Origin of the sequence: Mesorhizobium sp. Root695, from assembly GCF_001428185.1 — a bacterium.
Taxonomy (GTDB): Bacteria; Pseudomonadota; Alphaproteobacteria; order Rhizobiales; family Rhizobiaceae; genus Mesorhizobium.
Genome location: NZ_LMHO01000021.1, coordinates 41,110 through 66,613 on the forward strand (window position 1 = coordinate 41,110; position 25,504 = coordinate 66,613).

General features: G+C 62.8%; 21 protein-coding genes and 1 pseudogene. 8 read left to right on the plus strand and 14 right to left on the minus strand.

The annotated features are described in order from the left end of the window. The first annotated feature begins 251 nt into the window (after positions 1 to 251). The 5 genes from ASD99_RS35490 to ASD99_RS18435 all read left to right on the plus strand — a co-directional run bounded on the left by ASD99_RS35490 (position 252) and on the right by ASD99_RS18435 (position 2,280). Positions 252 to 386 (plus strand): hypothetical protein, encoded by a 135-nt coding sequence (locus tag ASD99_RS35490; RefSeq protein ID WP_413813942.1) that lies wholly within the window; start codon positions 252 to 254, stop codon positions 384 to 386. Then, entirely contained in the window at positions 383 to 541 is a 159-nt protein-coding gene (locus ASD99_RS35495; protein ID WP_413813943.1) for a hypothetical protein, read from the plus strand. Before ASD99_RS35490 ends, ASD99_RS35495 begins: the two co-directional genes overlap by 4 nt. A gap of 466 nt (positions 542 to 1,007) precedes the next feature. Continuing rightward, positions 1,008 to 1,358 (plus strand): ArsR/SmtB family transcription factor, encoded by a 351-nt coding sequence (locus ASD99_RS18425; RefSeq protein ID WP_057144555.1) that lies wholly within the window; start codon positions 1,008 to 1,010, stop codon positions 1,356 to 1,358. After that, a complete protein-coding gene (locus ASD99_RS18430; protein WP_057144518.1) occupies positions 1,355 to 1,861 on the plus strand; it encodes an SRPBCC family protein in 507 nt (168 codons plus the stop codon). The genes ASD99_RS18425 and ASD99_RS18430 overlap by 4 nt, the downstream gene beginning before the upstream one ends. Beyond that, the gene (locus ASD99_RS18435; RefSeq protein ID WP_057144519.1) at positions 1,858 to 2,280 is read left to right on the plus strand and encodes a hypothetical protein; all 423 of its coding nucleotides are present in this window, start codon (positions 1,858 to 1,860) and stop codon (positions 2,278 to 2,280) included. The genes ASD99_RS18430 and ASD99_RS18435 overlap by 4 nt, the downstream gene beginning before the upstream one ends. Positions 2,281 to 2,507: 227 nt before the next feature. On the opposite strand, the pseudogene ASD99_RS18440 reads toward ASD99_RS18435, so the two are convergent. The 6 genes and pseudogenes from ASD99_RS18440 to ASD99_RS18465 all read right to left on the minus strand — a co-directional run bounded on the left by ASD99_RS18440 (position 2,508) and on the right by ASD99_RS18465 (position 7,687). Then, positions 2,508 to 3,143 (minus strand): annotated as a pseudogene (locus tag ASD99_RS18440) (outer-membrane lipoprotein carrier protein LolA). A gap of 54 nt (positions 3,144 to 3,197) precedes the next feature. Next, positions 3,198 to 3,461, minus strand: coding sequence for a YMGG-like glycine zipper-containing protein (locus tag ASD99_RS18445; RefSeq protein WP_057144520.1), 264 nt, complete (start codon positions 3,459 to 3,461; stop codon positions 3,198 to 3,200). 406 nt (positions 3,462 to 3,867) lie between these two features. Further along, a complete protein-coding gene (locus tag ASD99_RS18450) occupies positions 3,868 to 4,680 on the minus strand; it encodes a metallophosphoesterase family protein (RefSeq protein WP_057144521.1) in 813 nt (270 codons plus the stop codon). 15 nt (positions 4,681 to 4,695) lie between these two features. Continuing rightward, the gene (locus tag ASD99_RS18455) at positions 4,696 to 5,658 is read right to left on the minus strand and encodes a diacylglycerol/lipid kinase family protein (RefSeq protein WP_244497803.1); all 963 of its coding nucleotides are present in this window, start codon (positions 5,656 to 5,658) and stop codon (positions 4,696 to 4,698) included. Then, complete coding sequence (locus tag ASD99_RS18460; RefSeq protein WP_156389028.1) at positions 5,616 to 6,257, minus strand: phosphatase PAP2 family protein; 642 nt, start codon at positions 6,255 to 6,257, stop codon at positions 5,616 to 5,618. The genes ASD99_RS18455 and ASD99_RS18460 overlap by 43 nt, the downstream gene beginning before the upstream one ends. Before the next feature lie 920 nt (positions 6,258 to 7,177). Further along, complete coding sequence (locus tag ASD99_RS18465) at positions 7,178 to 7,687, minus strand: pyridoxamine 5'-phosphate oxidase family protein (protein WP_057144523.1); 510 nt, start codon at positions 7,685 to 7,687, stop codon at positions 7,178 to 7,180. A gap of 1,637 nt (positions 7,688 to 9,324) precedes the next feature. On the opposite strand from ASD99_RS18465, the gene ASD99_RS18470 reads away from it, so the two are divergent. Next, positions 9,325 to 9,993: a N5-glutamine methyltransferase family protein gene (locus tag ASD99_RS18470; protein WP_244497805.1), complete on the plus strand. Its 669-nt coding sequence runs from the start codon at positions 9,325 to 9,327 to the stop codon at positions 9,991 to 9,993. Then, positions 9,990 to 11,105 (plus strand): hypothetical protein, encoded by a 1,116-nt coding sequence (locus ASD99_RS18475; protein ID WP_057144525.1) that lies wholly within the window; start codon positions 9,990 to 9,992, stop codon positions 11,103 to 11,105. The genes ASD99_RS18470 and ASD99_RS18475 overlap by 4 nt, the downstream gene beginning before the upstream one ends. Before the next feature lie 47 nt (positions 11,106 to 11,152). Here ASD99_RS18475 and nadE read toward each other — a convergent pair whose 3' ends face one another. From nadE to asnB, 4 genes are read right to left on the minus strand one after another with little or no spacing between them, the layout of a single operon-like run. Beyond that, positions 11,153 to 12,160, minus strand: coding sequence for an NAD(+) synthase (nadE, locus tag ASD99_RS18480; protein ID WP_057144526.1), 1,008 nt, complete (start codon positions 12,158 to 12,160; stop codon positions 11,153 to 11,155). Then, the gene (locus ASD99_RS18485; RefSeq protein ID WP_057144557.1) at positions 12,157 to 13,701 is read right to left on the minus strand and encodes a class I adenylate-forming enzyme family protein; all 1,545 of its coding nucleotides are present in this window, start codon (positions 13,699 to 13,701) and stop codon (positions 12,157 to 12,159) included. Before ASD99_RS18485 ends, nadE begins: the two co-directional genes overlap by 4 nt. A 26-nt stretch (positions 13,702 to 13,727) precedes the next feature. Continuing rightward, positions 13,728 to 13,994 (minus strand): acyl carrier protein, encoded by a 267-nt coding sequence (locus ASD99_RS18490; protein ID WP_057144558.1) that lies wholly within the window; start codon positions 13,992 to 13,994, stop codon positions 13,728 to 13,730. A gap of 23 nt (positions 13,995 to 14,017) precedes the next feature. Next, complete coding sequence (gene asnB, locus ASD99_RS18495) at positions 14,018 to 15,955, minus strand: asparagine synthase (glutamine-hydrolyzing) (RefSeq protein WP_057144527.1); 1,938 nt, start codon at positions 15,953 to 15,955, stop codon at positions 14,018 to 14,020. Between the two features lie 293 nt (positions 15,956 to 16,248). Here asnB and ASD99_RS35160 point away from each other — a divergent pair, with 293 nt between their 5' ends. After that, positions 16,249 to 16,377 (plus strand): hypothetical protein, encoded by a 129-nt coding sequence (locus ASD99_RS35160; RefSeq protein WP_274533705.1) that lies wholly within the window; start codon positions 16,249 to 16,251, stop codon positions 16,375 to 16,377. A gap of 823 nt (positions 16,378 to 17,200) precedes the next feature. Here the strand turns inward: ASD99_RS35160 and ASD99_RS18500 are convergent. From ASD99_RS18500 to ASD99_RS34315, 4 genes are all read right to left on the minus strand, one after another. Continuing rightward, positions 17,201 to 18,934 (minus strand): tetratricopeptide repeat protein, encoded by a 1,734-nt coding sequence (locus tag ASD99_RS18500; protein WP_057144528.1) that lies wholly within the window; start codon positions 18,932 to 18,934, stop codon positions 17,201 to 17,203. A gap of 29 nt (positions 18,935 to 18,963) precedes the next feature. Further along, on the minus strand, positions 18,964 to 20,325 hold the full coding sequence (locus tag ASD99_RS18505; RefSeq protein WP_057144529.1) for an HlyD family type I secretion periplasmic adaptor subunit: 1,362 nt from the start codon (positions 20,323 to 20,325) through the stop codon (positions 18,964 to 18,966). Positions 20,326 to 20,411: 86 nt separating this feature from the next. Continuing rightward, positions 20,412 to 22,706 carry a peptidase domain-containing ABC transporter gene (locus ASD99_RS18510; RefSeq protein ID WP_244497807.1) on the minus strand — a complete coding sequence of 765 codons (2,295 nt, stop codon included), beginning with the start codon at positions 22,704 to 22,706 and terminating at the stop codon, positions 20,412 to 20,414. 279 nt (positions 22,707 to 22,985) lie between these two features. Next, positions 22,986 to 23,165: a hypothetical protein gene (locus ASD99_RS34315; protein WP_200951011.1), complete on the minus strand. Its 180-nt coding sequence runs from the start codon at positions 23,163 to 23,165 to the stop codon at positions 22,986 to 22,988. Between the last annotated feature and the right edge of the window lie 2,339 nt (positions 23,166 to 25,504).

Sequence of the window (25,504 nt, forward strand, 5' to 3'; positions counted from 1 at the left end):
TTCGCAAAAGGGCAACATCTCGGAATAAAAGCGACACAATTTCAGGACGCGAGTGGCTTCTATGACCACGTCACCGCCACCAACCCTCCGCCGCTCGTTGATCCTCCGCTGTGTTGATCCCTAGCACTCCAGACCCTCGCCAGCTGCCCCACCCGGGCGGGCTTTTTCATTCTGCCTGAGAAACTTTTTTCGAAGAGCGAAGTTGCCTCAACACGCTGCCGTCCTGGCAGCCTCAACCGGAGGAATTTTCCATGAACTTCAAGATGCTCACCATGGGCGCGATGGCCCTTGCAATGATGACTGGCTCGGCTTTAGCCGGCGCAGCAACCGGAACGTCGGCGCTGATCCGGCGAAGATGCAGCCCTTCTACACAGATTCCGGCATGAAGACGATGCAGTCGGATGACGCGTTCAAGAAGGCCTGGCTCGCCTTGACCGATGACGATCGCGCATCGATCACCAAGGACTGCGGCGACACCGTTATCGCCAAGTCGCATGACAACTACTGCGCAAAGACGAAGCAGCTCGGCGGCGCAAACTAGCTACAGTCACTGTCTGATGAACAAGCGTGGCGCATGGCCCGCTGCCGAAAGGCAGCGGGCTTTCGCGTTAGGGGTTGTTAGCGCCTTGTCCCCATGTAGGCGCGGTCACTGGCTTGCGTCGGAAATGGGGTTTTGCATCGCGCCGGTACCCGAAGAAGACGCCGCTTGGTGCAGAGATTATGCGCTACCCCGTTGAGAATCATCAGCCAAAGTGCAGCGTCAGGACGCTCGCCGGGCCGCCAATGGCGCTGCCGACATCCAGGATTCGTCGGGGGGACGGGCACATGGACTTGAGTGGCGATGAGTTCGCGGCCATGAAGCTGGTCGAACTTGCGCAGCACTGAGGCTATCGATTTTTGCGCCGAAGACCGCAGCCAATATGCGCTGGACGATGCCATCGCTGCCGTGGTGCGCGTGCTGGCAATCGATGTTTGACTTCTCGATATATGTGTGTTTGTGTATATACATGGATCCACAACTGTCTCTTTTCCACGCTCTTGCCGATCCAACCCGGCTTCGCATCGTCAATGCGATGAGGTCGGGGGAGTGCGCCGTAGGCGACATTGTCGAGAGCATGGACATCCACCAGTCCGGGGTCTCTCGGCACCTGCGCATACTGTCGGAGGCAGGGATCGTGCGCATGCGTCCGGATGGACAGAAGCGGCTCTACTCACTGCGTAAGGAAGCGTTCGACCAGCTTGATGCTTGGGTCGCGGCCTACCGCAGCCAGTGGGAGGCGCGGCTCGACCGGTTCGGAGTCGCACTCGAGAAGCGACGGACCACAATTGATCCAGGCCCCCAGGAGAATTCGCAATGACCACGACACACGCACGAGCTCAATTCTCGATCGAGCGCGCCTATACCGCCTCGTTAGAGGAAGCTTGGGCGCTATGGACTACAAAAGAGGGTATCGAATCTTGGTGGGGGCCAGAAGGGTTCGACGTCACCGTCAGCTCGCTAGACCTAAGGCCCGGCGGCGAGCTGGTCTATCTGATGACCGCCACGGGGGCGCAACAGATAGCCTTCATGAAGCAAGCCGGCATGGCTGTCACCACGCAGTGCCGGGTCACCTACACGGAAGTCTCGCCGCCCGGTCGGTTGGCCTACAAAACGTTGACCGATTTTGTGCCTGACGTAACACCATATGAAGTGGCCACGGTCGTTGATCTGCGGTCCACGGCCGATGGCGTGAAGGTCACCATTTACTTCGATGCCATGCACGACGACATCTGGACCGAACGGGCCCGCGCCGGCCACGAAAGCCAGCTGCGCAAACTCGACGCACTGCTCGCGGCTCAAAGCAACACGGTCCACAAATGAAACCTTGGCTCGCCAGTGCAGGCGCCATAGTTGCGGGCTTCGTCGTCACGGCTGCCGCGTCGACTGCGATGGACGCGGTGATGCAGGCCGTGGGCATATTTCCGAGCGGGCCCCAGCTCATGACCGCTCCGCTGTTCGCCTTGGCCTCGGCTTACCGGGCGGTCTTCACCGTCGCCGGTGGCTATACGACTGCTCGATTGGCACCCGACCGGCCGATGCGCCATGCGTGGATACTGGCGGGGATTGGCTTCCTCGCAGGCATGGCCGGGGTTATTGCCTATTACATGATCGGCGGGGAAAAACTTGGCCCGGCCTGGTACGCGATCTCGATTCCGCTCGAAGCCATACCCTGCGTTTGGCTGGGTGCTCGACTTGTTCTCGGTCTGCGACCACGGCCGAAGAAGCCGGGTGACTCGTGAAGCAGCAGCGTCGAGCCCTGATCGCCGAGTACACGCACGCCGGAGGCCCTCCCGCATAGACTAGGAAGCGATGAGCACGAGCAATGATGTCAGCCAGTGAAATCTCTTGTGGGAGTTTCTTCGCTCGTCGCTGGAAAGCGCTGGCGTTTCCATCCTTCGTCGAGAAGCCATTCCTAATCATTTCAGCGCCTCGACCTGCTTCGACGGCCAGTTCGACGCGCCGCCGACTATTTCGTTGTGGTGTTGAATTCACGGTTTGCTGCATAGTCGATCGTGAAGGTGTTCGCAGGAGCGGGGACGCCCTGCTTCACGTTGGTTAAAGTGACCGTGGTGGTAAGGCCCTTTTAGTCGGTAAGGCTCCATCTGCGCAGATCGAGCGACTTCCTGTCAAACACCATGCTGATGTTCGAATTGCCGAAGGCCGACTTGTCAGCCAGCTTAACGACAACCTGAGCACCGTCTTCTTTGATGCTTTTGAGGCGATTGCCAGAGAAATCGACCTGGTTGTCGAGCAGCAGCTTAAGCGGCGTCTTCGAGAGGGCATAGAGCCGCGAAGTCTTGAGCTTCTTGTTATAGACGACCAAGGATTTTCCATCCGCGATGACGCTGACCCCTGATTGGCCTGCATAGTTGAACCTGATCCTGCCCGGCCGCTGCAGAAAAAATCGGCCGCTGGTCGTTTCCGCTCTTGGGCCCGACTGGACGAAGTCCCCGGACATCGACTTTACCGATGAGAAGTGATCGGCAATCGTCTTTGCTTCTATCGGCGAGGCCAAGACCGCGGTCGTAAGTTCGACGTTTGTCGCGGCAGCGCTGACGACGGCAAACAAGAAACCCAGCATTGTCTTAATCTTATGTGCCATTCACTTGTCCTACCCGAGAAGGCGCGTGATCTGATAAGACCACGCGCCGTGAGATCAGTATCCGTCCGGGCACCTTGCAACGTAAACTCGGCCATGCCGATCGCGGTATCTGCACTGGCCGGCTTCGCTGGCGTGCCCGATGACCGCCCCGGCTAGTGCTCCGACCGCGCCGCCAACGACCGCCCCCTGCACCGGGTCGCCCGCCACTGCTGCGCCTATAGCTGCGCCACCCAAGCCACCGACGGCAGCGCCCTGTTCTGTGCGGGAGCATGCCGCGAGCGGAATGAGTAGACTCAAAATGAGCAGCGTCTTCTTCATTGGTTCTCTCCTGGGGCCATTATTAGCCGAAGCTTAAATGCGCCACAGAGGTTTTTGATCCATCGACCCAGGCTAAGAGCTCAGACATTGCACCCGTATGGCGCTGCGCTCGTTCCGTGCTGCTTTCCAGGGAGGAGGGAGAAGGTAGAGCATTAAAAACAGGCGGGAGTGTCGGGAGCGAAACCCAAATCTTCTGGAACTGGCGCAGGCCACGGATACGTGGTCAGTCGCAGGAGGTCCGAATACTGCCGAAAGATTTGCGCACCGTCGTCGTACTGGCATGTGTCTGCTTTCCGGAAGCGGCCGAAAGCCGCTTGCTGGTCTTCCCATGGGCCGGCGTTCTGGCTGAACGGCGACGTGAATTCACGTAAGGGGCACTGTCCCCCTGGAACCAAGTTGATCTGCGCTAATCAAGCAGGCGCCATCCGTCTCGGCCATGCCGAAAGGAATATCTCGCCGAGGTTTCGAAGCCGCCCTGCGGAGACCGCCAGCCTCGACATTCCACGGATATTTCCGGACGATCGATGCAAATAATGTTGAACGAATTTGCGGCCTGGCGAAGTCGCGATGACACCGCCGTTCCCGCCTGAATAAGCAATGCCGCATAGCCGTCGATAAGGTAACGCCGGGCGCTCGAACCGGCGCGATGAACATGCTGATGGCCAGACAATATGATGTCGACGTCGCTACGCGAGAAGGCGTTCATTGCAAGACTTGCCCGGCCGACGACGCCATCGTCGGCTTCGAAATCCAGTCCCTCGAACGGATGATGGGTGACGACTATCCGGGTAATGTCATCGGACAAATGTGCGAATTTTTCAGCCGCCGCCCCAAGCTGACGGAGATTGATCCTGCCATCCTTGATTGTCAGGGATCGGGCCGTGTTGATCCCGACGACAGCGACTTCACTATCGGCGTAGAACGGATCTGTGTCCGCCTCGATGTAGCGCATGTACCGAGACAGAGGCGCGAGGGCACGGGCAAAGACATTCCAGAGCGGTACATCATGGTTGCCAGGAACCACAAGGCGCGGGCCAGGAAGGGAGTCGAGGAACGCTCGCGCCTGCAAGAATTCATGTTTGCGGGCGCGTTGCGTCAGATCCCCGGAAACGACCAGCAAATCTGGAGCGATTGCGCGCACCTCCGAAGCGATGGCCTTCACAAGCTGGCTGTCTGCTTTTCCGAAATGCAGATCCGAAAGATGGACGAGTGTCCTCACCAAATTGCTCCGGCGTCAGGGGCGGTCGCTGATCGAACCCGCTTGGGCGGGCGAAAGAACCTTCAGCGCCGCTGGGCGAATGCTGAATTTCAGGGGCATGTTCATATGGACGGCTTCGCCATCCAGCGAGACCAGCATGGTGGTTCGATGCGACGTGATCTCCAGTGTTTTTGTGCGATACAATTCCACGTCGCGAGCTGAATCGATCAGACCGAATGCGACCTTCAATGGGATCAACACCAGCCCAAACCAAGATTGCTGTTTGACGACATAAACGCACAGCTCTTTTGAGGACAGGTTTTTGCGACGGCCGAGGTCAGCGACGTCGTAGAAATTGTTCCCGACGAACACGCAGGGCGTCCGCAGTCTCTTGCGCTCACCTTGAGCGGCAATGTGGACCGCCTGCCAGGATGCGAACCTGAATGTTCTTGCGAGAGCAGGACCGATGGCTGCAAGTTTGCCCAACCCGCTACGCCGTTGCTCGGCAGAACGTTTCGCAACAAAGAAGGGATAGATGCCAATCGATGAGTTGTTGAGAAACACGCGTCCGTTCACCTCGGCGACATCGACGGTCACAGGATTGTTCGCGGCGATCGCGTCCATTGCCGCATCGAGATCGATCGGCAGGCCAAGATCCTTGGCGAAGTGGTTCAGTGTGCCTAGCGGCAGGACGCCCAGCGCTACATTCGTCCCGGCAAGCGCCGACGCCGCGCTCCCAAGCGTGCCATCGCCACCACCCACCACCAACACTCTTCGATCTCCGGATCTCGGGCGTTCAGCCACGAACCCCCGCGCGATCTCACCAATCTGGCGCCCAGCGACCAACTTCACATCGGCGTCGATGCCGCGTTTCGCGAACCCCTCACGGATGAGCTTTTCGATATCGCCGCTGCGCGCGGCAGCGCCCGCGCGTTGGTTGATGAGCGCCAAAGCCCTCAAGGCTCGAGCTCCTGATTGACGCTGGTTGGCTGAAACCATGACGCGGCCGTCCAACACAGGATTGCCCAGCCGGAACCGACGCACCATCCCGCGAGCACATCCGTGGGATAGTGGACCGCGAGATAGACACGGCTTACGCCAACGGCGACCGTCAGGAAGACGGCGAGCCCCATGAAATAGGACTTGACGCGCGGGTCGGCGTTGGCACGAGCAAGCAGGGCGCCAACGGTGAGGAAGGTGATTGCTGAAAGCATGGCGTGTCCGCTCGGGAAGCTCGCCGTGAACACTTGTGTGACGTGAGGTATGTCCGGCCTGGGCCGATCAAAGCTCTTCTTGAGGATCGTGCTGAGCAATTCACCGCCGACCACCGACACAGCCATCAAGATCGCGAGAGCCCGCTTATGGATCAGAAGCAGATAGCCGACCCCTGCCAGCAGCACAAATCCAAGAAACACCACGCTGCCGATGGATGTTACATCCCGGGCGGCTTCGTGAAGCCACGGTGGGCCAATTGGATTGGCGGGATCGGCTGCGCTGCGCAAGGCTGACAGAACGGCAAGATCGAACGCGGTGGTGTTGCCCTCCAGGACTTCTTCCGCAAGCGCGCCGAAGGCAAGAATGAGGACGGCAATAACCAGCCCCGCCGCAACCGACCAAGTCGCGCTGGGCCAGGCCCTCCCCGAAAGCGAGAGCGGGCCGCGACGCCCGGACGATTTGCACTCGTTGGTTGGGGTTAATTCAGGCAAGCGCACGACCTCATTTCCGAGGCACAACGGGATTGTCAGGACGAAGTTCCCGTGCCACCCGTGCGCTATAGGCGACGCGCTCGGTGCGAGATGCGCGCTCATGTTTCGCGGCCACCTTGGGTGCAACTATTGCGCTTCTCAAGCGTCATGGGTGCAGGTCATCTTCGTTGCGTTGCGGAACTTTCCAAACGCCGTGCATCACCCCGAGACGAAAACAGGACAGGCCGCATGAAACAGCGCCGGCCAAAAACAAGTCGTCCGCGGCGCGGTGCTTTCGCAAAGTCCACTGTACGGATGCCGACGCTTCGCAGCCGGCCGTCCTTGAGCCATTTGTGACGTTCGCGCGCAAGGATCGTCAGGATATCCTCTGCCTCGCGCGGAAGCGCCCGCGCACATCGAGGACGTGCTCGATCGCGACCTACCGACCGTCTGGAGAGAACAGCATGCGCAGGAAGTTGCCGAGAACAGGCGGCGCGGCGCCCGTCTTGGAGATGGTGTGGCATTGAAGACCTGCCCATGAAGGCCGCGCTGACGCGCGCAAGGGTGCAAAACACACGGCAAAGAATGAAGGGCCGCTATCAAACTTGGAGGGATGGGACGTGTTCGAGGACGAGGGCTTGCTGCGCTAGACCTGGCAGCAACCTGATTTTAGACGACACCTGTGCCGCTATTTGCCCCGAAACCATCGGTGTCCGTGGTTTTGCCGGATGCGCAAGCAGGACGAAGAGCGGTGCAACTTCTACCGGCCGGCGCGACCGGTGAAGTGCTTTCCAGGCAATGATGCAGGGCGGCCTGGCTCTCGCCTGGGGCTTTCAGAGATCGACCTTAGCGTTATCGCCCACGTTCGGTTTGGTGCCGGTCACAGCCGCGTACACCATTTTCGCTGTAGCGACGACCAGTCCCGGACTGTCCCACAATTCGCCTTCGTCCGGTTTCACCGTTATCAGGCGAATTTCGGGATCGTCAGCGTTGTCCCACCAGGCCGCGTCAGTCTTTTCCCAGAGCTCGGCTATCTTTTTCCTGTCATTTGTCACTGATGCTGAGCCCGAGATCGTGACATATTTGTAGTGGCTGCTGTCACTCCAGGCCAATGTAATCTTCGGATATTTCGACAGCTGTTTGTTCTTCGCACTGTCGTCATTGACGAGAAAGTAGATAGCGTTTTCCTCACGGAAGACGCGCGCAGAGAGCGGCCTGGCGCGATTGTATTCGCCGTCCCATGTCACGAACATGCAGACGTCGATTTCCTTGGCCAGTTCCCAGATGCGGTCCGTCGCCTCGGCGGGCATTAGGTCTGTCTCTTTCTCTTGACGCTTGGCCATAATGTTTGCTCCGCCGGTGGATGTGCTCGTACAACTCGCATGTGGCTGTAGCGTTCCCGGTGCCGGCTGTTTACGCTGCCTTTGCATTTGATTTGGGTGGGAGCCTGGGCCTTTTGCCCCGCCGAGGGTCGTGAGCGACTTTTGTTTCCCAGCAGGAGAACTCTGACGCTGCAATATGCCGACGCCTGGTTGCAGGGCTTCGATTGAGAGTCTATCGGACGTTGAGAACGTTCGGTTGCATTCGCTCATGATGGGTCCTCAATTGTGATATCGGGAGGGGGCAATCGCGAAACGCCGCACTGTGGGCTTCCACAGTCGCGATGCGGGCGCAATGGCGACACGGCTGCGTCAACTCCTCGGACGAAAATCGGCTCCTCCTTGAGATGGTAGGACGCCCCATGCCCTGTCGGCTGCTTGATTTTCGCTTCGACGCAAAGTGTCCTCGCCGCTCAGAGGTGGCGGAGGAAACCGGCAGATGTGGCAGCGCTTCGTCCAACCCGACCCCGCTGACGGGGTCGCCACGATACAGCGACGCTGTCGGAGGGCGCCTGGCGCTTCAGGGGCGGCTTCGCGGTTGGAATGGCAATGCGGGACATGAGTTCCTCCGCTGTATGATGGCCGGTCGTCGCCGGTGTGCCAAATACGTACGGCCATTCTCAAAGGATGATAATTCCTAAAATTGAGAGTTATCATTGCTCGATCAGCAATGATGGATGTATCGATTGGCTGAGATGCGCATTTTCGTTTCTGTTGCAACGCTGGGCAGCATAGGCGGCACGGCTACGAGCATTGCGTCATCGGCAGATGCATTCAGCGCGCAGCGAATTGCTGAATGGAACATGGTTCATAGTCTAGGTCCCTTTTTATGCGAAATATCTGGGAGGGGACGAATACCTCGGGCACCGAGGGGCGGCGTCTTCCAGGCTGCAGTTGTTTCAGAGGCAGCCGCATCCGCCTTATGCTTGCTTGTCATTGCGACGCCCGTTGCGGCATGGAGGGCGTCCACCGAGATCGCATCTAGGCGCACAGCTCCTGGTCTCATGACGTGTCCTCTCCTTGTTGAACGATTGCCCAGACGACCGTCTTGGTACTGGTCGAAGCAATCAAAAGCGTTGTTTTGCTTGCTTGAGACGAGCATGGCCAACCCGAAGGTTTGCATCCAATGCCATGTGCCTATGGAGTTGATGCGACCTCGACACTTCGCAATTAGAGGCGAAGAGGGCAGCTCTTTGTCATCCGACCAATCCGACCCGGACCGAACCGAGAACCACATGACAATCAGGTTGCCCACGCTTGGACGACAGGGACGCAATGTATCGGACGATAGCAGCCGCATGTTTTTTGGGTCGACCGGATCGAGAGCTTCGTGGTGCCAGGTTCAGATCTGTGAGCTCGTTCGAGGACGCCCGTGTACCTCTTGAGGGTTTAGATGAGATAGCCGTCGTTCTTCAGCCGCTATAGGCTCAATGCACCAGCGCCGCGCGCTGCGGAGTATCGGCGGCGATATCTTTAGCAGCCGTTTACCGGAGCGCGATAGGTCATTGTGTATGCAATACCGTCGAATGACGTAGGGAACCGCCGTGCCGCACAGAGCAGCAGCCATAGCCGGCGGTTCTACGCCCCGCCTGCATCGTTTCATGAGCGTGATGCTCGAACTGGCTCCGGGCGTTCTCGTGCCGCGTCAGGAAACAGAGTTGCTCGGACAGAGCGCTCTCGCCATTCTTCGCGATCGCGCGCCCCGGCCGATGGTGATCGACATGTGCTGCGGCTCCGGCAACCTTGCTCTGGCGATCGCGGCGGAAGTTCCGTCGGCCCGCGTCTGGGGGGTGGACGTGACTGACAGCACGGTCGCGCTCGCCCGTAGCAATGCCGAACGCTTGGCCCTCCAGGACAGGGTCACCATCCGGAGAGGGGATCTGTTCGGTGCGCTGGAGCGCGATGGGCTTATCGGCGCGGCGGACATGATTGTCTGCAATCCGCCCTATATCTCGACCGCGCGCCTCGAGGGCGAGCTCGCGCATCTGCTTGAGGGCGAGCCGCGCGAGGCCTTCGACGGGGGGCCTTACGGCATCTCGATCCACCAGCGGCTGATCCGGGACGCAATCGATTTCCTCAAGCCTGGTGGCTGGCTGCTGTTCGAGTTCGGGCAGGGGCAGGACCGCCAGGTGGCTGCCCTGATAGCCAGAGCCAAGGCCTATGAACCCGTGACATTCGCCAAGGATGAGATCGGAATGCCGCGTGTCGCACTCCTCCGCAAGCTGGAGAACGGTGCGCCCGCGATCTCACCCTCCGCGAGTTTGGAATGAGCCAGATTCGTCCCCTGCAGGCTGCGGATATTCCGGCCGTCGCCGGGCTCTTTCAAAGAACCTTCCGGGACGGTGGAAAGCCGCCGCCTCCGGCGCTCGAGACTTATCTGCGCTGGCACTATCTCGAAGGCCCGGTCTGCGATCCCGAGATGGCGTCTCTCGTCCATATTGCGAGCGAAGGCGATATTTCAGGCTTTGTCGGCGTGAATGTGCTGCCGATGAGGCATGGCCAGCGCAAACTGCGCGCCGCCATCTGTGGCTCGCTCATGGTCGAACCGCAGGCGAACGACCCGATGGCCGGCGCAAGGCTGCTCAGGACATTCCTGGCCGGGCCCCAGGACATCTCCCTCAGCGAAACCGCAAATGCCCTCTCGACGCAGATGTGGACGAAACTGCGCGGGGTTGCCCTGCCGCAATACAGCCTGGACTGGATCCGGGTCATCCGGCCTTCGGCCTTCCTGCTCGATCTAGCCTCGCGGCGAGCCGACGCCGTGCGCTTGCTTGACCCGCTCGCGCGCGGACTCGATCGCTATCTTCGCGGACGGATGCAGGAGAACGAGATGCGCTGGTCCGGGGTCCCGGAATTCTGGAATGGCCAAGGCGGCCTCAAGGTTGCCGAAATCGATCATTCCGGTTTTGCGGCTCTTTTAGACCCGTTGACGCGGCAGTTCCCGCTTCGCCCCGACTGGAGCGCGGAGCAGCTTGCGCATATCCTCGCGGAGGCTTCCCAGAAGCCGGACTATGGCGAGGCCGTGTTCGCGTCCGTCTCCTCCCCTAGCGGGGCGCTGGTCGGCGCCTTCCTCTATCACACCCGCCCGGGCAGGATGGCCCGCGTGCTGCAGGTTCTGGCCCTGCCGGGGCAAGCTGGTTCCGTCGTCGACTGCTTGATTGGCGATGCAGCGCGGCGCGGCGCCGCCGGCCTGCGCGGCCGGACGCAACCCGCCCTGCTGGCAGCGATGCTGGGTCGGCGGGTCGCCTTCATTCAACCGGCCTCGACCGTGGTGCATTCGCGCGACGAGGAGCTGGTGAACGCGTTCCTGACCTCGCAAGGCTTCTTCAACGGGCTGGCCGGCGAGCACTGGAATCGCCTGGCCGGGGAGCGGTTCGAATAGGCCGTTATTGCGCGCGCGGCGACATAATCCCGATGGTCGCCCCGATCTCAGCAGGCGATTTCCGCGACGGGGCGGACGAGCTGCGGGCCAAGGTGCAGATAGCGCGTCGCCCGGCGCTTGGCGGCGATATCGGCCCAGACGCGTTCGACCTCGACCGTAGTCAGCTTCGCGGCGTCGCCGACCTCCACGGCTGAAAGGCCGTTATTCAGGCCGAAGAGGCAAATATCCATGCGGTCATAGGGCAGGGAGAAGTAGAACTCTTCCTGCGTCTGCTCCAGGGAATAGGTGTCGGTCGTCGGCGCCCTACGGCAGATTTCCTCGGGAATGCCGAGATGGGCAGCAAGCGCATAGACCTGGCTCTTGTAGAGATGGGCGATCGGTTTGACGTCAGCCGCGCCGTCGCCATTCTTCACGAAGAAGCCTTGGTCGTATTCGAGCCGGTTCGGCGTGCCGAGCACGGCGAAATTCAGCCGGTCGGCGTGATAGTACTCGATCTGTTTGCGCGTGCGCTGCTTCATGCTGGTGGCGGCGACGATGCCGAGATAGACCGCCGGCGACATGCGCAGCTTCGTTTGCCGGCCTTCGGGGTCCTGCACCACCAGCGAGGAGATGTTGTAGCCCTCGCCGGCGAGCGAATTGGCGATGACGATCTTTGAGGCCCAGCCCGGCCCGTATTCCGGCACCAACTCGCGGATGAAGGCATCCCGCCGCTCATAACAACCCATCGCGTGCAGCGTCGGGCCGATATCCTCCACGATCGCTTCGACGCCGAAGGTTTCGGCGGCCAGCCGGCCGAGGCGGAGGCTGTCGGGATCGGAGTCGCTTTCCGGCATGAACAGGCAGAAGACGTTCTTCGCGCCGAGGGCGCGGGCGGCGAGCGCGACCGAGACGCTGGAATCGATGCCGCCAGAGAGGCCGAGCACGAGCCCGCGCTTGCGCATGCCGCGTAGCTGCACGCGCAACCCGGCGACGATGCGGTCGGTTTCTGCAGCGTTGTCGAGCGTCAGCGCGTCGGCCGAGAAGGCGGAACGGCTCGGGGCGAGGGAGAGGTTCATTTTGCAGTCCCCAACGTTTCGGCCGCCAGCCTTCGGCTAACCTTCCCGGTATCGGTCTTCGGCAACTCGCGGCGGAACTCGATGAGCTTCGGCACCATGAAATCCTCGAGATGAACGGCGCAGTAGCGAATGATGTCCCGTTCGCTCAGGGTCTCGTCCGAGAGAACGACGAGGGCGGCAATGGCGTGGCCGAGCACCGAATCCGGCACGCCGGTCACCACGGCTTCCACGATGCCGGGATGGGCGTGCAGCACAGTTTCGACTTCCTTCGGGGCGACCTTTTCGCCGCGCGTCTTGATGATGTCGTCCTTACGGCCAACGAAATAGAGGAAGCCGTCCTCGTCCGTCCGGAACAGGTCGCCGGTGTGGAGCCGCTTTTCCCAGGGATGCGGCCCGGGACGCAGCATCTGCTCCGTGGCCACGTCGTTGCGCCAATAGCCCTGCATGACATGCGGGCCGCGGATGACCAACTCGCCCGCCACGCCCGGTGGCACGCGGTTGCCCTCATCGTCGACGACGATCGCTTCCGTGTTGGGAATAGCGATGCCGACGGAACCCGGCCGGCGGTCCAGCTCCTCCGGGGGCAGGTAGGTGCAGCGCTTGCACTCCGTCAGACCGTACATGGAATAGAGCCGCACGCGGGGGAACAGCTCGCGCAGCCGGGCGATATGCATCGGCGGCAGGGCGGCGGCGGTGTTCGAGATATAGCGCAGGCTCGGCAGGAAACCCGGCGCCAAATCGCGCATCTGCAGGATCAGCGCCGCCATCGTCGGCACCAGCGGGAAACCGGTGACCTTCTCGGCGCGGATGCGCTCGAAAATGGCCTGCGGAAAGGCGAAGGATTTTTCGAGGACGAGGGTCGCGCCGAGCTTCATCGCCATCAGCAGCTGATAGAGGCCGTAGTCGAAAGCCAGGGGCAGGACATTGAGGATGATGTCGTCACGGGTGTTGCGCAGATAGGTCGTGATGGATTCGGCCGCGGCATCGATATTGCGATGCGTCATCATCACGCCCTTGGGGCGGCCGGTGGAGCCCGAGGTGTAGATCAGCATGGCGAGGTCGATGTCGATCCCGCCATGGCGAACGGGCACGGGCGCGACCTTGAGACAATCCTCGAAGGAGGCAGCGCCATCCGGCGTATGGCTGGCTGGCGCTTGCGTCGACGCGACGAAGAGTGGCCGGTCCGACAGCGCACGCGCCTGGATCACGACAGGCATCAGCTTGGCCTGGGTCAGGATCGCCGCAGCCTCGCAATCGTCGATGACATAAGCGAGCTTGTCGGCCTTGGTGGAGGCGTTGATCGGGCTGAAGGTCGCGCCCGCCTTGAGAACCGCGAAGATCGAGACGGCGGCTTCCCAGCAATTGTCCATGAAGACGAGAACGCGGTCGCCGCGCTGCACGCCATTCGCGGCGAGAGCGGTCGCGAGCCGGTTCGACAGATCGTCGAGCTCGTCATAGCGCAACCGCTTCCGGTCGGTGACAAGCGCCGTCTTCGCGCCATGCGCGGCCGCGTTCGTGAGGAGGAATTGCTCGACCCGCATGAGCTCGGGCCTTCCGCGGCCAGCCGTCACGCTGCGACGAGCGATGCGGTCTTCGCTGTGATGAAGGCCGTGATGCGCGCCAGTGAATCGAGGTTGGCCGGCACGATATCGGCGTCCGCAACTGTGATTCCGCAATGGTCCTCGATAAAGGCCACCAGTTCCAGAACGCCGGTCGAATCGATGATGCCGTTCTCGATCAGCGAATCCGTATCGGCGAGGGCGTGGGTGGTGTCGCCGAACAGGAAGTTCTCGATGACAAAGGCCTTCACTGCGTCTCGGATCGTATCGGTCATGTCGTTCGCTTTCCTTGGTGGTGTCAGGCGGCCTTTGCGTTGCAAATGCCTGTGCCGGTGAAAGTCGTCAGCCACAGCTGCGTCGACAGGATGCCGACAAAGGCCGCGTTGTCGCGAAAGCCGGAGGCCGCCTGGCGGCTGCATTTCTCATGTAGTTTTGCCACTGCCTTCGGATTGAAGAGCCCGCCGGCGCTGACTGCGGCGTCGCCCAGGGCCGACTGGACATAGTCCCTCGTGCCCGGCCCAACGAAGGACTGGCTGTCCGGTGCGCGATAGGGCTGTTTGGTCCGCCGGCCGATGGCGGCCGGCAGCAGGTCTTTGGTCGCCTCCCGGAGAATATGCTTCTCCACGAGCCCCTTCAGCTTCATCTCGGGAGGAAGGCCGGCGGCAAACTCGATCAGATGATGGTCGAGGAAGGGAAAGCGGCCCTCGATGCCGTGGGCCATCGCCATGCGGTCGCCCTGGCTGGACAGGATATAGCCGGGGAGAAGGAAGCGGGCTTCCAGATATTGCGCCTGATGCAAGGGATGCCAGCGGGCGAACGCCTCGGGTAGCCGCGCGGCGAGCTCCTCGGCGGCGTCATATCCGGACAATGTGGCACGCAGATCGCCCGAGTAGAACAGCTTCGTCGCCGCCGTGCCGTCGAACCTCGGCCGATGGGAGAACAGCGGATCGTCGAGCGCCGCGCCGCTAGCCCCGAAGAAGGAGAACAGGTACTCGGCCGATTGCTGCCTCAGGCCCGGAAGATAGGGGTAGAGCTTGCGGAACAGATGCGGCCGGATGCGGGAGCCGGGCTGTCTCCCGCAAAAGCGCCGAACCCTGGCCTCCTTGAAAATATCGTAGCCGGCAAAGACTTCGTCGGCGCCTTCGCCCGTCAGCACCACTTTCAAGCCGGCCTCGCGCACGAGGCTCGAGAGCTTGTAGAGCGGGGCAGGGGCACTGCGCAGGATCGGCCGCTCCGTGAAGCGGATAACGTCAGGGAAGACGGCGGCGATATCGCCTTCCCCGCAAGCGACGGCGCTGTGATGCGTGCCGAGCGCACGGGCCATCTCGAGCTGGAAGGGACTCTCGTCATGTTCGGCGCTATCGAAGGTGACCGAGAAGGTCCTGAGGCCTCCCGGCGCCATGCCCACCGCCAGCGCCGATGTGATGGAGGAATCGAGGCCGCCGGAGAGATAGGCGCCGACTGGCACATCGGCGCGCATGCGGATGCGGGTCGCCTCCGTCAGGAGGGCGCGCAGTTCCTCGGCCGCGGCACGCTCGTCCCGGTGCCGGGGCGGCGCGTCCCGGTCGGGATACTCCAGACTCCAGTAGGGCCGCGTCGAGACGCTGCCCTCTTGCACGATCATCAGGCTTGCGGGTTCGAGCTCGTAGATATTGCGGAAGGCCGTGCGCGGCGCGATCGGAGCCCAGAGCGTGAAGATCTGGTCGAGTGCGACCGGATCAATCTCGGCCGCGACGCCCGGGGCCTGGAGGAGCGCCTTGATCTCCGAGGCGAAGTAAAGCCGTTCGCCCTGCCTTGTATAGAAGAGCGGCCGGACCCCCATGCGGTCGCGCGCCAGAACCATGCGGCGGCGGCGGCCGTCCCAGAGCGCAAAGGCGAAATCGCCATTGAGCGCGGAGACGCAATCCTCCCCCATCTCGTCATAGAGATGCAGGATCACTTCGGTGTCGCTGGCTGTCCGGAAATGGCGGCCTTTCGCGCGAAGCTGCTCGCGCAGTTCCACATAGTTGAAGATCTCGCCGTTGAAGGCGATCGTCAGATCGCCCGTCGCATCGGACATGGGCTGCTGGCCGTCCCCCAGGCCGACGATGGACAGCCGCGCATGGCCGAGGCCGGCCGCCTTTGTGGTGAAGAACCCCTGCTCATCGGGGCCGCGATGCGCAATGTCAGCCGTCATCCTTTCAAGGAGCGCCCTCCCATCCCGGACAGTGCCGAAATAACCGCTAAAACCGCACATGCCGAGATATTTCCGAGTCCACCAGCGCGGCTCGGACTATAGCCGCCAAGATACCGGTAGGTGTTAAACATCTGGGACTATTCATGAGAATGGTAAATTTTGAACGGCCGCCGACGGCTGATTTCTTGCGTGAGCATTGGATCTGCCGCGAGGCGAGGGCAATGACGCCCTGCGGCGTCGTGTTCGGATGATGTTCACGGGATCTGAGGGGCGGTCCTCATCGCCTTCATCAATGCGGGTGCACCGACCTCATCAACGGGCGCCTCGTAAGACCGTTCGCCACGGCTCGGCGATTGTCCAAGACCAATTGGATCGTCTGCCCCAAGGCGACTTCGATGCTGCCTAAGATCACCACGTTCCGCGACTGGCTGTTGGCCGAGGCCGCTGATGACGTACGTCGCCTCAAGACGCTCGCTCCATAGGTCCAGCGCCTTCCAGATGGCGATGTCCCATAGTGATGTTCAAAGGCGGGAAGGGCGGTGCCGTGGCTGTTCCTTGTCTCCTCCCCCTGCCGAGTCGACAATTTAGCTTCAAGCGTTGTGTAGCGTAGCTTGCTGCTCCGGAGTGGCCCTAGACCAACCGCTTTCGTGTGCGCTATGTGTGCAATGAGAACTTAGATATGGCCGAGTGGCCTTCCGTTGCGGCGGAATAATCGTAAATTGGGCTACGTATGGGCGGGTGTGTCAGGCCAAATTGCTCAGTCGTTCCAACCGGGTATTGGACGGACTGGAGCATAAAAAAGATAATGAAATTAGTATGTTAGAACACAGAGTTACCATAGCGCCGATGATGGATGGGGCAGATACCTAAATATAATCAGCTAGTTACGAGATGTCGTGTGCAAATATCGCACACGAAGGTTCTGCTTCTCTTCCTTTTTCGTTCCCACGACGGAGCCGCCGAAAGCCCTTTTCGCAGGCTCTTCTGCCGACGACATTGACCTCTCCAATGCGAACGTTCGCCGGGATATCCTTGCCTTGCGACTACAGCCGAATCGAGCGCGCTTATGAAGGCAGTTGGGATGTGTGGATCCGCCGTGGTGCAAACTTACTGAACCCCTCATTCTGGGACCTGTGACTGCTGCTGCCCCAGAACATATGCCAGGCTCGACAAGGAATAATACGGCGCTTGGGTGCCAGGCCTTTGATATGAGCATATGGCTCATGGCGTGGCCAGTCGGTCAGCGGATTTCGAATGGTCCCCCATCCTTCTTGGCGCTGCTTCACTCCAACGGCCACAGCAGCACTAGCTGGGCCCGCCCGCGGCCGCCAATTCGTCCGCGGCTTCACTGATCCCGTGCGCAGCCGCGCGTTCGAGCCACAGGCGAGCGGCAATCGGGTCGCGCTCCCCGGCGAGGCCTTTCAAGAGATAACGTCCGAGCATGAATTGGGCTTGGCTATGCCCACGTCCGGCAGCGGCAGCGTACCATTTCTGCGCCGTTGCCTGGTCGACTGGCAGGCCGTGGCCGGCTCCGTACAGTGCGCCAATCGCAAACATCGCCCCGGCGTGACCGTCGGCGGCGGCCTGCTCAAACATCTGCATTGCAGCCTCAGGCTCGGACATGCCGCCGCGCCCATTGAGTAGCATCTCGGCAAGCGCCACGCGTGCGTCGAGCACGCCGGCGTCGGCCGCCCGCGCAAACCACACGCGGGCGTGAGTTGGGTCGGCCGCCACGCCGCGTCCATCATGGAGGAGGCGGGCGTACATGTATTGCGCCTCGGCGACGCCTTCGGCCGCGCGCCGCAGCCAGTGTGCCGCTTGCTCCTCGTCCTGGCGGACGCCGACGCCCTTGGTGAAGCAGAGCCCAAGGTTGAATGCCGCGATCAGGTCGCCCGATGATGCGGCCGCCTCGAACCATCCGGCAACGCTTGCACCGTCGCCCGGCTCGCCGGCTCCTCCGAGGACAAGATTGGCGAGGTCTGTCTGTGCCTGCTGATTGCCGCCGTTTGCGGAAGAGCGCAGCCAGCGTGCTCCTTCCTCGACATCCTCCGCCACACCATTTCCCGTCAAATAGAGCGAGGCCAAAGCGCGGGCAGCGGCTTGGTGACCCGCTTCTGCTGCCCGCCGATACCAGTTTGCGGCTTCTGCAAAATCCGGCCGCTGCGTCTTCGCATAGCGATCCCCCAGCATATAGGCTGCTTCGATATTGCCGGCCAAAGCAGCACGCCGCATCCACGCCTCCCCGGCAGCGACATCTTGGCCGACGAGTGCACCGTCAATAAGTGCCAATCCCAACCGGAACTGGGCGGAGGGCAGGCCCTTCTCTGCCGCAGCCTGATACAGATGAGCGGCTGCTGCGATGTCGCGTGCTACGCCGAGCCCGTGCTCGGTAAGGACCGCAAGAAGATAGGTCGCGGTCGGCAGGCCTGCGTCGGCCGCACGCCTTACCTCTTCCGCAATCCGAACTCTGTTTTCGCGTTTGCCACGGCGGGCCAGCGACAGGGCAAAGCCAAGGCACCCTTCGGCGCAGCCGGCAGAAGCCGACTTCTCGTACCACCGGTGTGCGGCATCGGCATCGCGCATCGATGCGGGGCCGCTCGTAAGGATATAACCGAGGATCGCCTGTCCCGTGGCCGAGCCTGCCTCGGCCGCCTTGCTGGCAAAGTCGAGAGCAGCGGTGAAGTCTGGTTTTCCCGGGGAATCAGGTTTGAACAAGTGCTCCGAGGGTCCCCTGTCGTCGGCTTCCGCCGTCACCAGCCCGGTGACGTAGAGAGCGGCGAGGAGCGCCTGCGCATCCGCGCTCCCGCGGTTGGCTGCCCGCAGCAGCCATCGCGCGCCTTCCATACGGCTCTGCGGCACACCGGCGCCTTCCAAATAGCAACGCGCGACCCGGTACTCGGCGTCGACGATCCCCGCGCGCGCGGCCTTCGCCATAAGCGGAAAGGCTTCAGCTGCCTTGCCGCTGTCCGCAAGCTGGATCGCCCGACGCAACATCGCCGACGGGAAGGCCAGACCAGTCAGCCGATCCAGGATTGTCATCGATCCGAGCCTCTGATTCCTCCAGTACTCTAAGGCTCCCGCATCGCCTCCTGGCCGATCGGGAGCATGACGCCAAGAATGTACTTGAGTATCGTGCGGTGGCCGACCTTTACGTCGGCGGTCACCGGCATGCCGGGACTGACGGCGAAACCGGCGGGCACGCCGTGGAGGGCGACCTGGTCGATGGAGATCCGCGTGCGATAGAATGGCTCGGCGTCGGAAGGCAGCATGGCCAAGGAACTGTTCGGATCGCGCGCTTGCTCCTGTGCCGAGAAGGAATCTGGGCTGAGTGCCCGCACAGTTCCATGGGCAAGGCCGTACTGCGAATAAGGGAAGGTGTCGAACTTGATGATCACCGGGTCGCCGACATGCACAAAGCCGCTGCTCCTGCCAACGATGTTTGTCTCGATCTCGAGCGGCGCGTCGGCCGGCACCAGCGTGATAAAGCGCTCCCCTGACTGCATGACCGAGCCCACAGAGACTTTTGCTACCGATTGGACAATGGCGTCTGACTGGCTCTTCAACTCGACCAACTGGTTTCGAAGCTTTGCCTTGTTAAGAAGTTCGCGGGCGTCGGAGATCCGCGTACTTGCCTCCGACAGGCTCTGCGAGACTTCAGCGCGCCAGCCCTGAATGTAGCCGTCGCGCTCGGCGGCCACTGCGGCTTGCTGGCGTTTGGCGGCTTCCGCGGTCTGTTCGGCATTGCCCAACGCCCGGGACATTTCCGCGCGGTTGTCCTCGGCCAGGAGCGTGTTGAGGCGGCTTCCTACCTGCCTTGCCTCGAGCTGCCTGCGCATCTGTTCGATCGAGTCGGCGACGGTCAGCCGCTGGCGGTAGCCGTCGGCATCGGATTGCGATCGCGAAATCACCGAGCTGAGTTCGTCACGCTGGCGTTCGAAATTCTCCACCTTGGCATCGTAGACCGCCTTGCGGTGCTCGAATATCGACACCTGCAGGGTCCAACTTGGGTCGAGGCCGTCATAGGTGAACGCCTGGCCGTTGGCCTCCGCCTTCAACCGCGCCACTTCGGCTTCAAGCGTCGAGACCTGCATCGCCAGTGCCGCCTGGTCGGCTGAGGAAAAGGTCGCATCGAGGCGGGCAAGCAATTGGCCGGCCTGGACGCGCTGTCCTTCCCGCACCTCGATCGAGCGGACAATCGCTGTCTCAAGCGGTTGCACGACGATGTTGGGAGATTGCGAGACCACCAGTCCTCTAGTCGTCACCACCTGATCGACCGGCATCAGTCCCGCCAGGGCGATCAGTGCGATGACCAGGCTGAAAACGATCCAGACGATGCCGCGCGCCGCACGCGGAATAGGCGCATTGGCGACGGCCGTCGACGGCCACTGGAACTCGAGTATGGCCGGCGTCGTCGGATCTCTCGTTTCCATGCGGTGTCGCCGAGCGGGAAGGGCCGTTAGAGAGGTGCTACTCATGGGTTACCGGACCTGATGCGAATATGAGGCGCGCGACATGATCAAACCAACCGCGGCGGGACGGCGACCGGGCGGCCGTGGCGGCCGTCGAGATGCCGGTTCTGCTGCGACCACAACTGGCGATAGAGCGCACACCGTTCGAGCAAGGTCGCATGCGGTGCGACGTCGAGGACCTTACCCTGATCCATGACGAGGATGTTGTCGCACTCGGTCAGCGAGGCGAGCCGGTGCGAAACGATGATCATCGTGCGCCCGCTGGCGATGCGCATGAGGTTGGCGCTGACAACCGCCTCGCTCTCCGGGTCGAGTGCGCTGGTCGCTTCGTCGAGGATGAGAATGGTCGGATCGTGGATGAGCGCGCGCGCGATCGCCAGCCGCTGCTTTTGACCGCCTGACAGATTGGGCGAACCTTCCTCGATGTAGGTGTCGTAGCCATTCGGCATCCGCTCGATGAATTCCTGGGCGCCGGCGAGGTGCGCGGCGCGCATGGCGTCGGAAAGCGTCAGGCCCGGGCGCCCGGCGATGATGTTGTCGCGAATCGATCCGCGGAACAGAAAGTTGTCCTGCAGCACCACGCCAAGCCCCTGGCGCAAATGGCGCAGGTTAATTTCCTTGAGGTCGACGCCATCAAGCTTAAGGAAACCACTGTAGTCGCGGTTGATCCCTTGCAGGAGGCGGGCGACTGTCGATTTTCCCGACCCGCTGCGCCCAACGATGCCAAACATGCTGCCGGCGGGAATATGGAAGCTGACCCGGTCGAGCGCCGGTGTCTTGGTGGCGATATAGCTAAAGGTCAGGTCGCTGAACACGACCTCGCCGACCAGCCTGGGTCTCAGGCCGGTGGAATTCGAACTGCTCTCCAGCGGCCGGTTGAGGACCGACGCGGCCTCGCCGATCGCCGCACCGACCTCCTCGTAGTCTTCAACCAGCCGGGCCAGGCCAACCAGCGGCTGCGCTACACGCTGGGCGATCATCATGAAGGCGAACAAGCCGCCGACCATGTAGCCGGTGCGGTCGTTCATCGCGAGATAGGCGCCAATCAGCATGGTGCCGAGCACCATCACACGTTCGATCGGCGTGACCAGGGTCTGCGGCCAGCTTGCCAGCTGTCCGAAGGCAAGACGCGCCTTTCCCGCTTCCGCCACCCGCTCGTCCCAGAGCGCCTTGCGCTGCGGCTCGAGACCGAGCGCCTTCACCGTCTTGATGCCGACGACTGTTTCGCCGAGCGCCGCCGACTTCCAGGTCTCGGCGTCGACGACCCGCTGGTATCTGCGGCGCAGTGGCCTGAGGAAGGCAAGGATGATCAGCAGGATCACCACCGCGCAGGCCAGCACGATCCAGGCGAGCGCGGCGTTGATGTAGAACATGACCGGCACCAGCACGCACAGCGTGATCATATCCAGGAACGTGCTGAGGAGTTTTCCCGTCAGGAACTCGCGGATGCGGTAGACCTGGGCGAGGTGATACAGCGTCTCGCCGGCCGGATGCCGTTCGAAATAGTCGAGCGGCAGGCGTAACAGCCGGCTGAAGACGTGCAGCTGCAACTTGGTGTCCAGGCGGGCGCCGACGACATTGATGATCAGCCGCCGTGCATGGCCAAGCAGTGTCTCATAGGCGAAAACCACGGCGATCACCGCCGACAACAGCACCAGCGTCGAGATGCTGTTGAACTGAAGCACCTTGTTGACCACCGTCATGACGATGAGCGGCGGCAGGATGGTAAGGACACTCAGCGTGAACGAGGCGATGGTGATATCGCGCAGGGCGTGGCTTTCGAGCCGCACCAGTTCGGCGAGCCAGCGAAGGGTGAACGGCGCGTCCGCCGCGACATAGGATCGTGTGGCGCGCAGCAGCAGTGCCTCGCCCGTCCACACCTGCGATAGCCGCAACTCGTCGATGGCGACGGCTTCACCATCTTCGGGTGCATCCGCACTTTTCAGGAAGACGACGTTTCGCTCGGCGCTCGCCCCTGTGAGGAGAGCCGCGCCGCCATCGTTGAGCAACAGGACGACAGGTCCGGCGTCATGAAAGCGCAAGAGGTGGGACCAGCGGATGCGCACGGCGCGCGACCACATGCCGGCGTCCTGTGCCCACTGCGACAGATCGGCGGCGGCGGGAACCGCGCTCGCGGCCCTGAATTCGTTGGGGTCGAGCTCGACACCGTGATAGCGGGCGGCGCGCAGCATCGCCTTCAGGCGGGGCCCGATCTTGTCGAATTCGGCGGGACCGCCAGGGATCCGAGCCACAGTGCTCTCGCCGCCCGCCGCCTCGCCTTGCGCGGGACCAGCGTCGATCGGGACCGCTGGGATTTCGGCGTTCACGGGGATATTCACCATGGACTTGTCTTCCGGCACGCAAGCGAACTCGCCAATTCCCAGGCCGAAGTGCCTCTGCCGAGGGTTTCGATCATGCCGCCATCGTACTCCGAATTGATCGGCCCCGCGACTTAATCCGTGTCCCGGGATGTTTAACGCGCGAACTTCGCTCTGCCGCGACGTTCGCGCGGTTCCCTTCGGTGATCTCTTGCGAGGGCGCGCGGGGTCCGCTTTCCAGCGAAACCCGCGCGCCCCTTGTCAAACCTGGACCGGTTATCGTCGTCCAGGTCCATTTTCGGCTCATTCGTGCGGCTTCAAGAGATCCTTTAGGGACGTCTTGACGGTGTGGTCGTTGCTGGCGTAGCCGGCGCCGGCCTTGGTCTGATCCGAGGTGAGATCCGTGCTCGCTCCGGAAGGCTTGTTCTGATTGTTGCCAGATCCGCTGATTGTCTTGAGGACGTTCAGCAGGTCTGTCGTCACCGAAGTCGCCGCGAGGCCGACCAAGCGGCCGAACGACGCATGCTTGCCAGGATCACTGTTGCCGTCGGGCGAGCCGGACTGCAGGAACTTCGCCGTGTCCGTCAGCCCCAGCGTGCTTGCCGTGACGTTGGCGTTATGCCCGCCGTTGCCTTGGCCTCCGGAAGAGTTGCCCTGTCCCTGATGGCTGCTGTTGTCGGCATTGTTATGCTCCCCGGAATTGCCCGGCGCGTCCTGCTGTCCATTGCCGTGGCCGTTATTGCCGTGCCCATGATCACCGGTCTGACCGCCTGGGCCGGTTGCTCCAGTCGACCCCGTCGGACCAGGCGAGCCTGTTGGTCCGGTCGCTCCGGTCGAGCCAGTTGCCCCGGTCGAACCCGTCGCGCCGGTCGAACCCGTTGCTCCCGTCGATCCAGTCGATCCAGTCGAGCCGGTCGCTCCGGTTGCTCCGGTCGAGCCAGTTGCTCCCGTCGAACCTGTCGCTCCAGTTGCTCCGGTCGCACCGGTAGAGCCAGTCGCGCCGGTCGAGCCTGTTGCGCCTGTCGCACCCGTCGAGCCCGTTGCTCCAGTCGAGCCAGTTGCCCCGGTCGAACCAGTTGCTCCGGTTGCGCCGGTCGAACCCGTCGCTCCGGTTGCCCCGGTCGCACCAGTCGATCCAGTCGCTCCGGTCGAGCCAGTTGCTCCCGTCGAACCTGTCGCTCCAGTCGAGCCTGTCGCACCAGTTGCCCCGGTCGCACCGGTAGAGCCAGTCGCGCCGGTCGAGCCGGTGGCGCCTGTTGAGCCGGTTGCTCCGGTCGCTCCGGTAGAGCCAGTCGCACCAGTAGAGCCAGTCGCACCGGTCGAGCCCGTGGCGCCAGTTGAGCCGGTTGCACCGGTCGAACCCGTCGCGCCGGTCGAGCCCGTGGCACCGGTTGCTCCGGTTGCTCCGGTCGAGCCAGTCGCACCGGTCGAGCCGGTTGCTCCGGTCGAGCCCGTGGCGCCTGTTGAGCCGGTTGCTCCGGTAGAGCCAGTCGCACCGGTCGCGCCCGTGGCGCCAGTTGAGCCGGTTGCACCGGTCGAACCCGTCGCGCCGGTCGAGCCCGTGGCACCGGTTGCTCCGGTTGCTCCGGTCGAGCCAGTCGCACCGGTCGAGCCGGTTGCTCCGGTCGAGCCCGTGGCGCCTGTTGAGCCGGTTGCTCCGGTAGAGCCAGTCGCACCGGTCGCGCCCGTGGCGCCAGTTGAGCCGGTTGCACCGGTCGAACCCGTCGCGCCGGTCGNCCGGTCGARCCSGTTGCTCCGGTCGARCCGGTYGCTCCGGTCGAGCCAGTCGCACCGGTCGAGCCCGTGGCGCCGGTYGAGCCGGTTGCTCCGGTCGAGCCCGTGGCGCCTGTTGAGCCGGTTGCTCCGGTCGAACCCGTCGCGCCGGTCGARCCGGTTGCTCCGGTCGAGCCCGTCGCGCCGGTCGAACCGGTTGCTCCGGTCGAGCCGGTTGCTCCGGTCGAACCCGTCGCGCCGGTCGAGCCCGTGGCACCGGTCGAACCGGTTGCTCCGGTCGAGCCCGTKGCTCCGGTCGAGCCAGTCGCACCGGTCGAGCCCGTGGCGCCGGTTGAGCCGGTTGCTCCGGTCGAGCCCGTGGCGCCTGTTGAGCCCGTGGCACCGGTCGAACCGGTTGCTCCGGTCGAGCCCGTGGCACCGGTCGAGCCCGTGGCACCGGTCGAACCCGTGGCTCCGGTCGAGCCCGTTGCTCCGGTCGAGCCCGTGGCGCCGGTTGAGCCGGTTGCTCCGGTCGAACCTGTCGCGCCGGTTGAGCCGGTTGCTCCGGTCGAACCCGTCGAACCGGTTGCTCCGGTCGAGCCGGTAGAGCCAGTCGCGCCGGTCGAGCCCGTGGCACCGGTCGAACCGGTTGCTCCGGTCGAGCCGGTCGCTCCGGTCGAGCCAGTCGCACCGGTCGAGCCCGTGGCGCCGGTTGAGCCGGTTGCTCCGGTCGAGCCGGTCGAACCGGTTGCTCCGGTCGAGCCGGTCGCTCCGGTCGAGCCAGTCGCACCGGTCGAGCCCGTGGCGCCGGTTGAGCCGGTTGCTCCGGTCGAACCTGTCGCGCCGGTCGAGCCCGTGGCACCGGTCGAACCGGTTGCTCCGGTCGAGCCTGTCGCGCCGGTCGAGCCCGTGGCACCGGTCGAACCGGTTGCTCCGGTCGAGCCGGTAGAGCCAGTCGCACCAGTAGAGCCAGTCGCACCGGTCGAGCCCGTGGCGCCTGTTGAGCCGGTCGCTCCGGTCGAGCCAGTCGCACCGGTCGAGCCCGTGGCGCCAGTTGAGCCGGTTGCTCCGGTCGAACCCGTCGAGCCGGTTGCTCCGGTCGAGCCAGT

What these genes read in the sequence shown, in the direction of transcription:
- ASD99_RS35490 (WP_413813942.1), top strand. Translation starts at nt 252, where the DNA reads ATGAACTTCAAGATGCTCACCATGGGCGCGATGGCCCTTGCAATGATG.
- ASD99_RS35495 (WP_413813943.1), top strand. Translation starts at nt 383, where the DNA reads ATGAAGACGATGCAGTCGGATGACGCGTTCAAGAAGGCCTGGCTCGCC.
- ASD99_RS18425 (WP_057144555.1), top strand. Translation starts at nt 1,008, where the DNA reads ATGGATCCACAACTGTCTCTTTTCCACGCTCTTGCCGATCCAACCCGG.
- ASD99_RS18430 (WP_057144518.1), top strand. Translation starts at nt 1,355, where the DNA reads ATGACCACGACACACGCACGAGCTCAATTCTCGATCGAGCGCGCCTAT.
- ASD99_RS18435 (WP_057144519.1), top strand. Translation starts at nt 1,858, where the DNA reads ATGAAACCTTGGCTCGCCAGTGCAGGCGCCATAGTTGCGGGCTTCGTC.
- ASD99_RS18445 (WP_057144520.1), bottom strand. Translation starts at nt 3,461, where the DNA reads ATGAAGAAGACGCTGCTCATTTTGAGTCTACTCATTCCGCTCGCGGCA.
- ASD99_RS18455 (WP_244497803.1), bottom strand. Translation starts at nt 5,658, where the DNA reads ATGGTTTCAGCCAACCAGCGTCAATCAGGAGCTCGAGCCTTGAGGGCT.
- ASD99_RS18465 (WP_057144523.1), bottom strand. Translation starts at nt 7,687, where the DNA reads ATGGCCAAGCGTCAAGAGAAAGAGACAGACCTAATGCCCGCCGAGGCG.
- ASD99_RS18470 (WP_244497805.1), top strand. Translation starts at nt 9,325, where the DNA reads ATGAGCGTGATGCTCGAACTGGCTCCGGGCGTTCTCGTGCCGCGTCAG.
- ASD99_RS18475 (WP_057144525.1), top strand. Translation starts at nt 9,990, where the DNA reads ATGAGCCAGATTCGTCCCCTGCAGGCTGCGGATATTCCGGCCGTCGCC.
- nadE (WP_057144526.1), bottom strand. Translation starts at nt 12,160, where the DNA reads ATGAACCTCTCCCTCGCCCCGAGCCGTTCCGCCTTCTCGGCCGACGCG.
- ASD99_RS18485 (WP_057144557.1), bottom strand. Translation starts at nt 13,701, where the DNA reads ATGCGGGTCGAGCAATTCCTCCTCACGAACGCGGCCGCGCATGGCGCG.
- ASD99_RS18490 (WP_057144558.1), bottom strand. Translation starts at nt 13,994, where the DNA reads ATGACCGATACGATCCGAGACGCAGTGAAGGCCTTTGTCATCGAGAAC.
- asnB (WP_057144527.1), bottom strand. Translation starts at nt 15,955, where the DNA reads ATGTGCGGTTTTAGCGGTTATTTCGGCACTGTCCGGGATGGGAGGGCG.
- ASD99_RS18500 (WP_057144528.1), bottom strand. Translation starts at nt 18,934, where the DNA reads ATGACAATCCTGGATCGGCTGACTGGTCTGGCCTTCCCGTCGGCGATG.
- ASD99_RS18505 (WP_057144529.1), bottom strand. Translation starts at nt 20,325, where the DNA reads ATGGAAACGAGAGATCCGACGACGCCGGCCATACTCGAGTTCCAGTGG.
- ASD99_RS18510 (WP_244497807.1), bottom strand. Translation starts at nt 22,706, where the DNA reads ATGGTGAATATCCCCGTGAACGCCGAAATCCCAGCGGTCCCGATCGAC.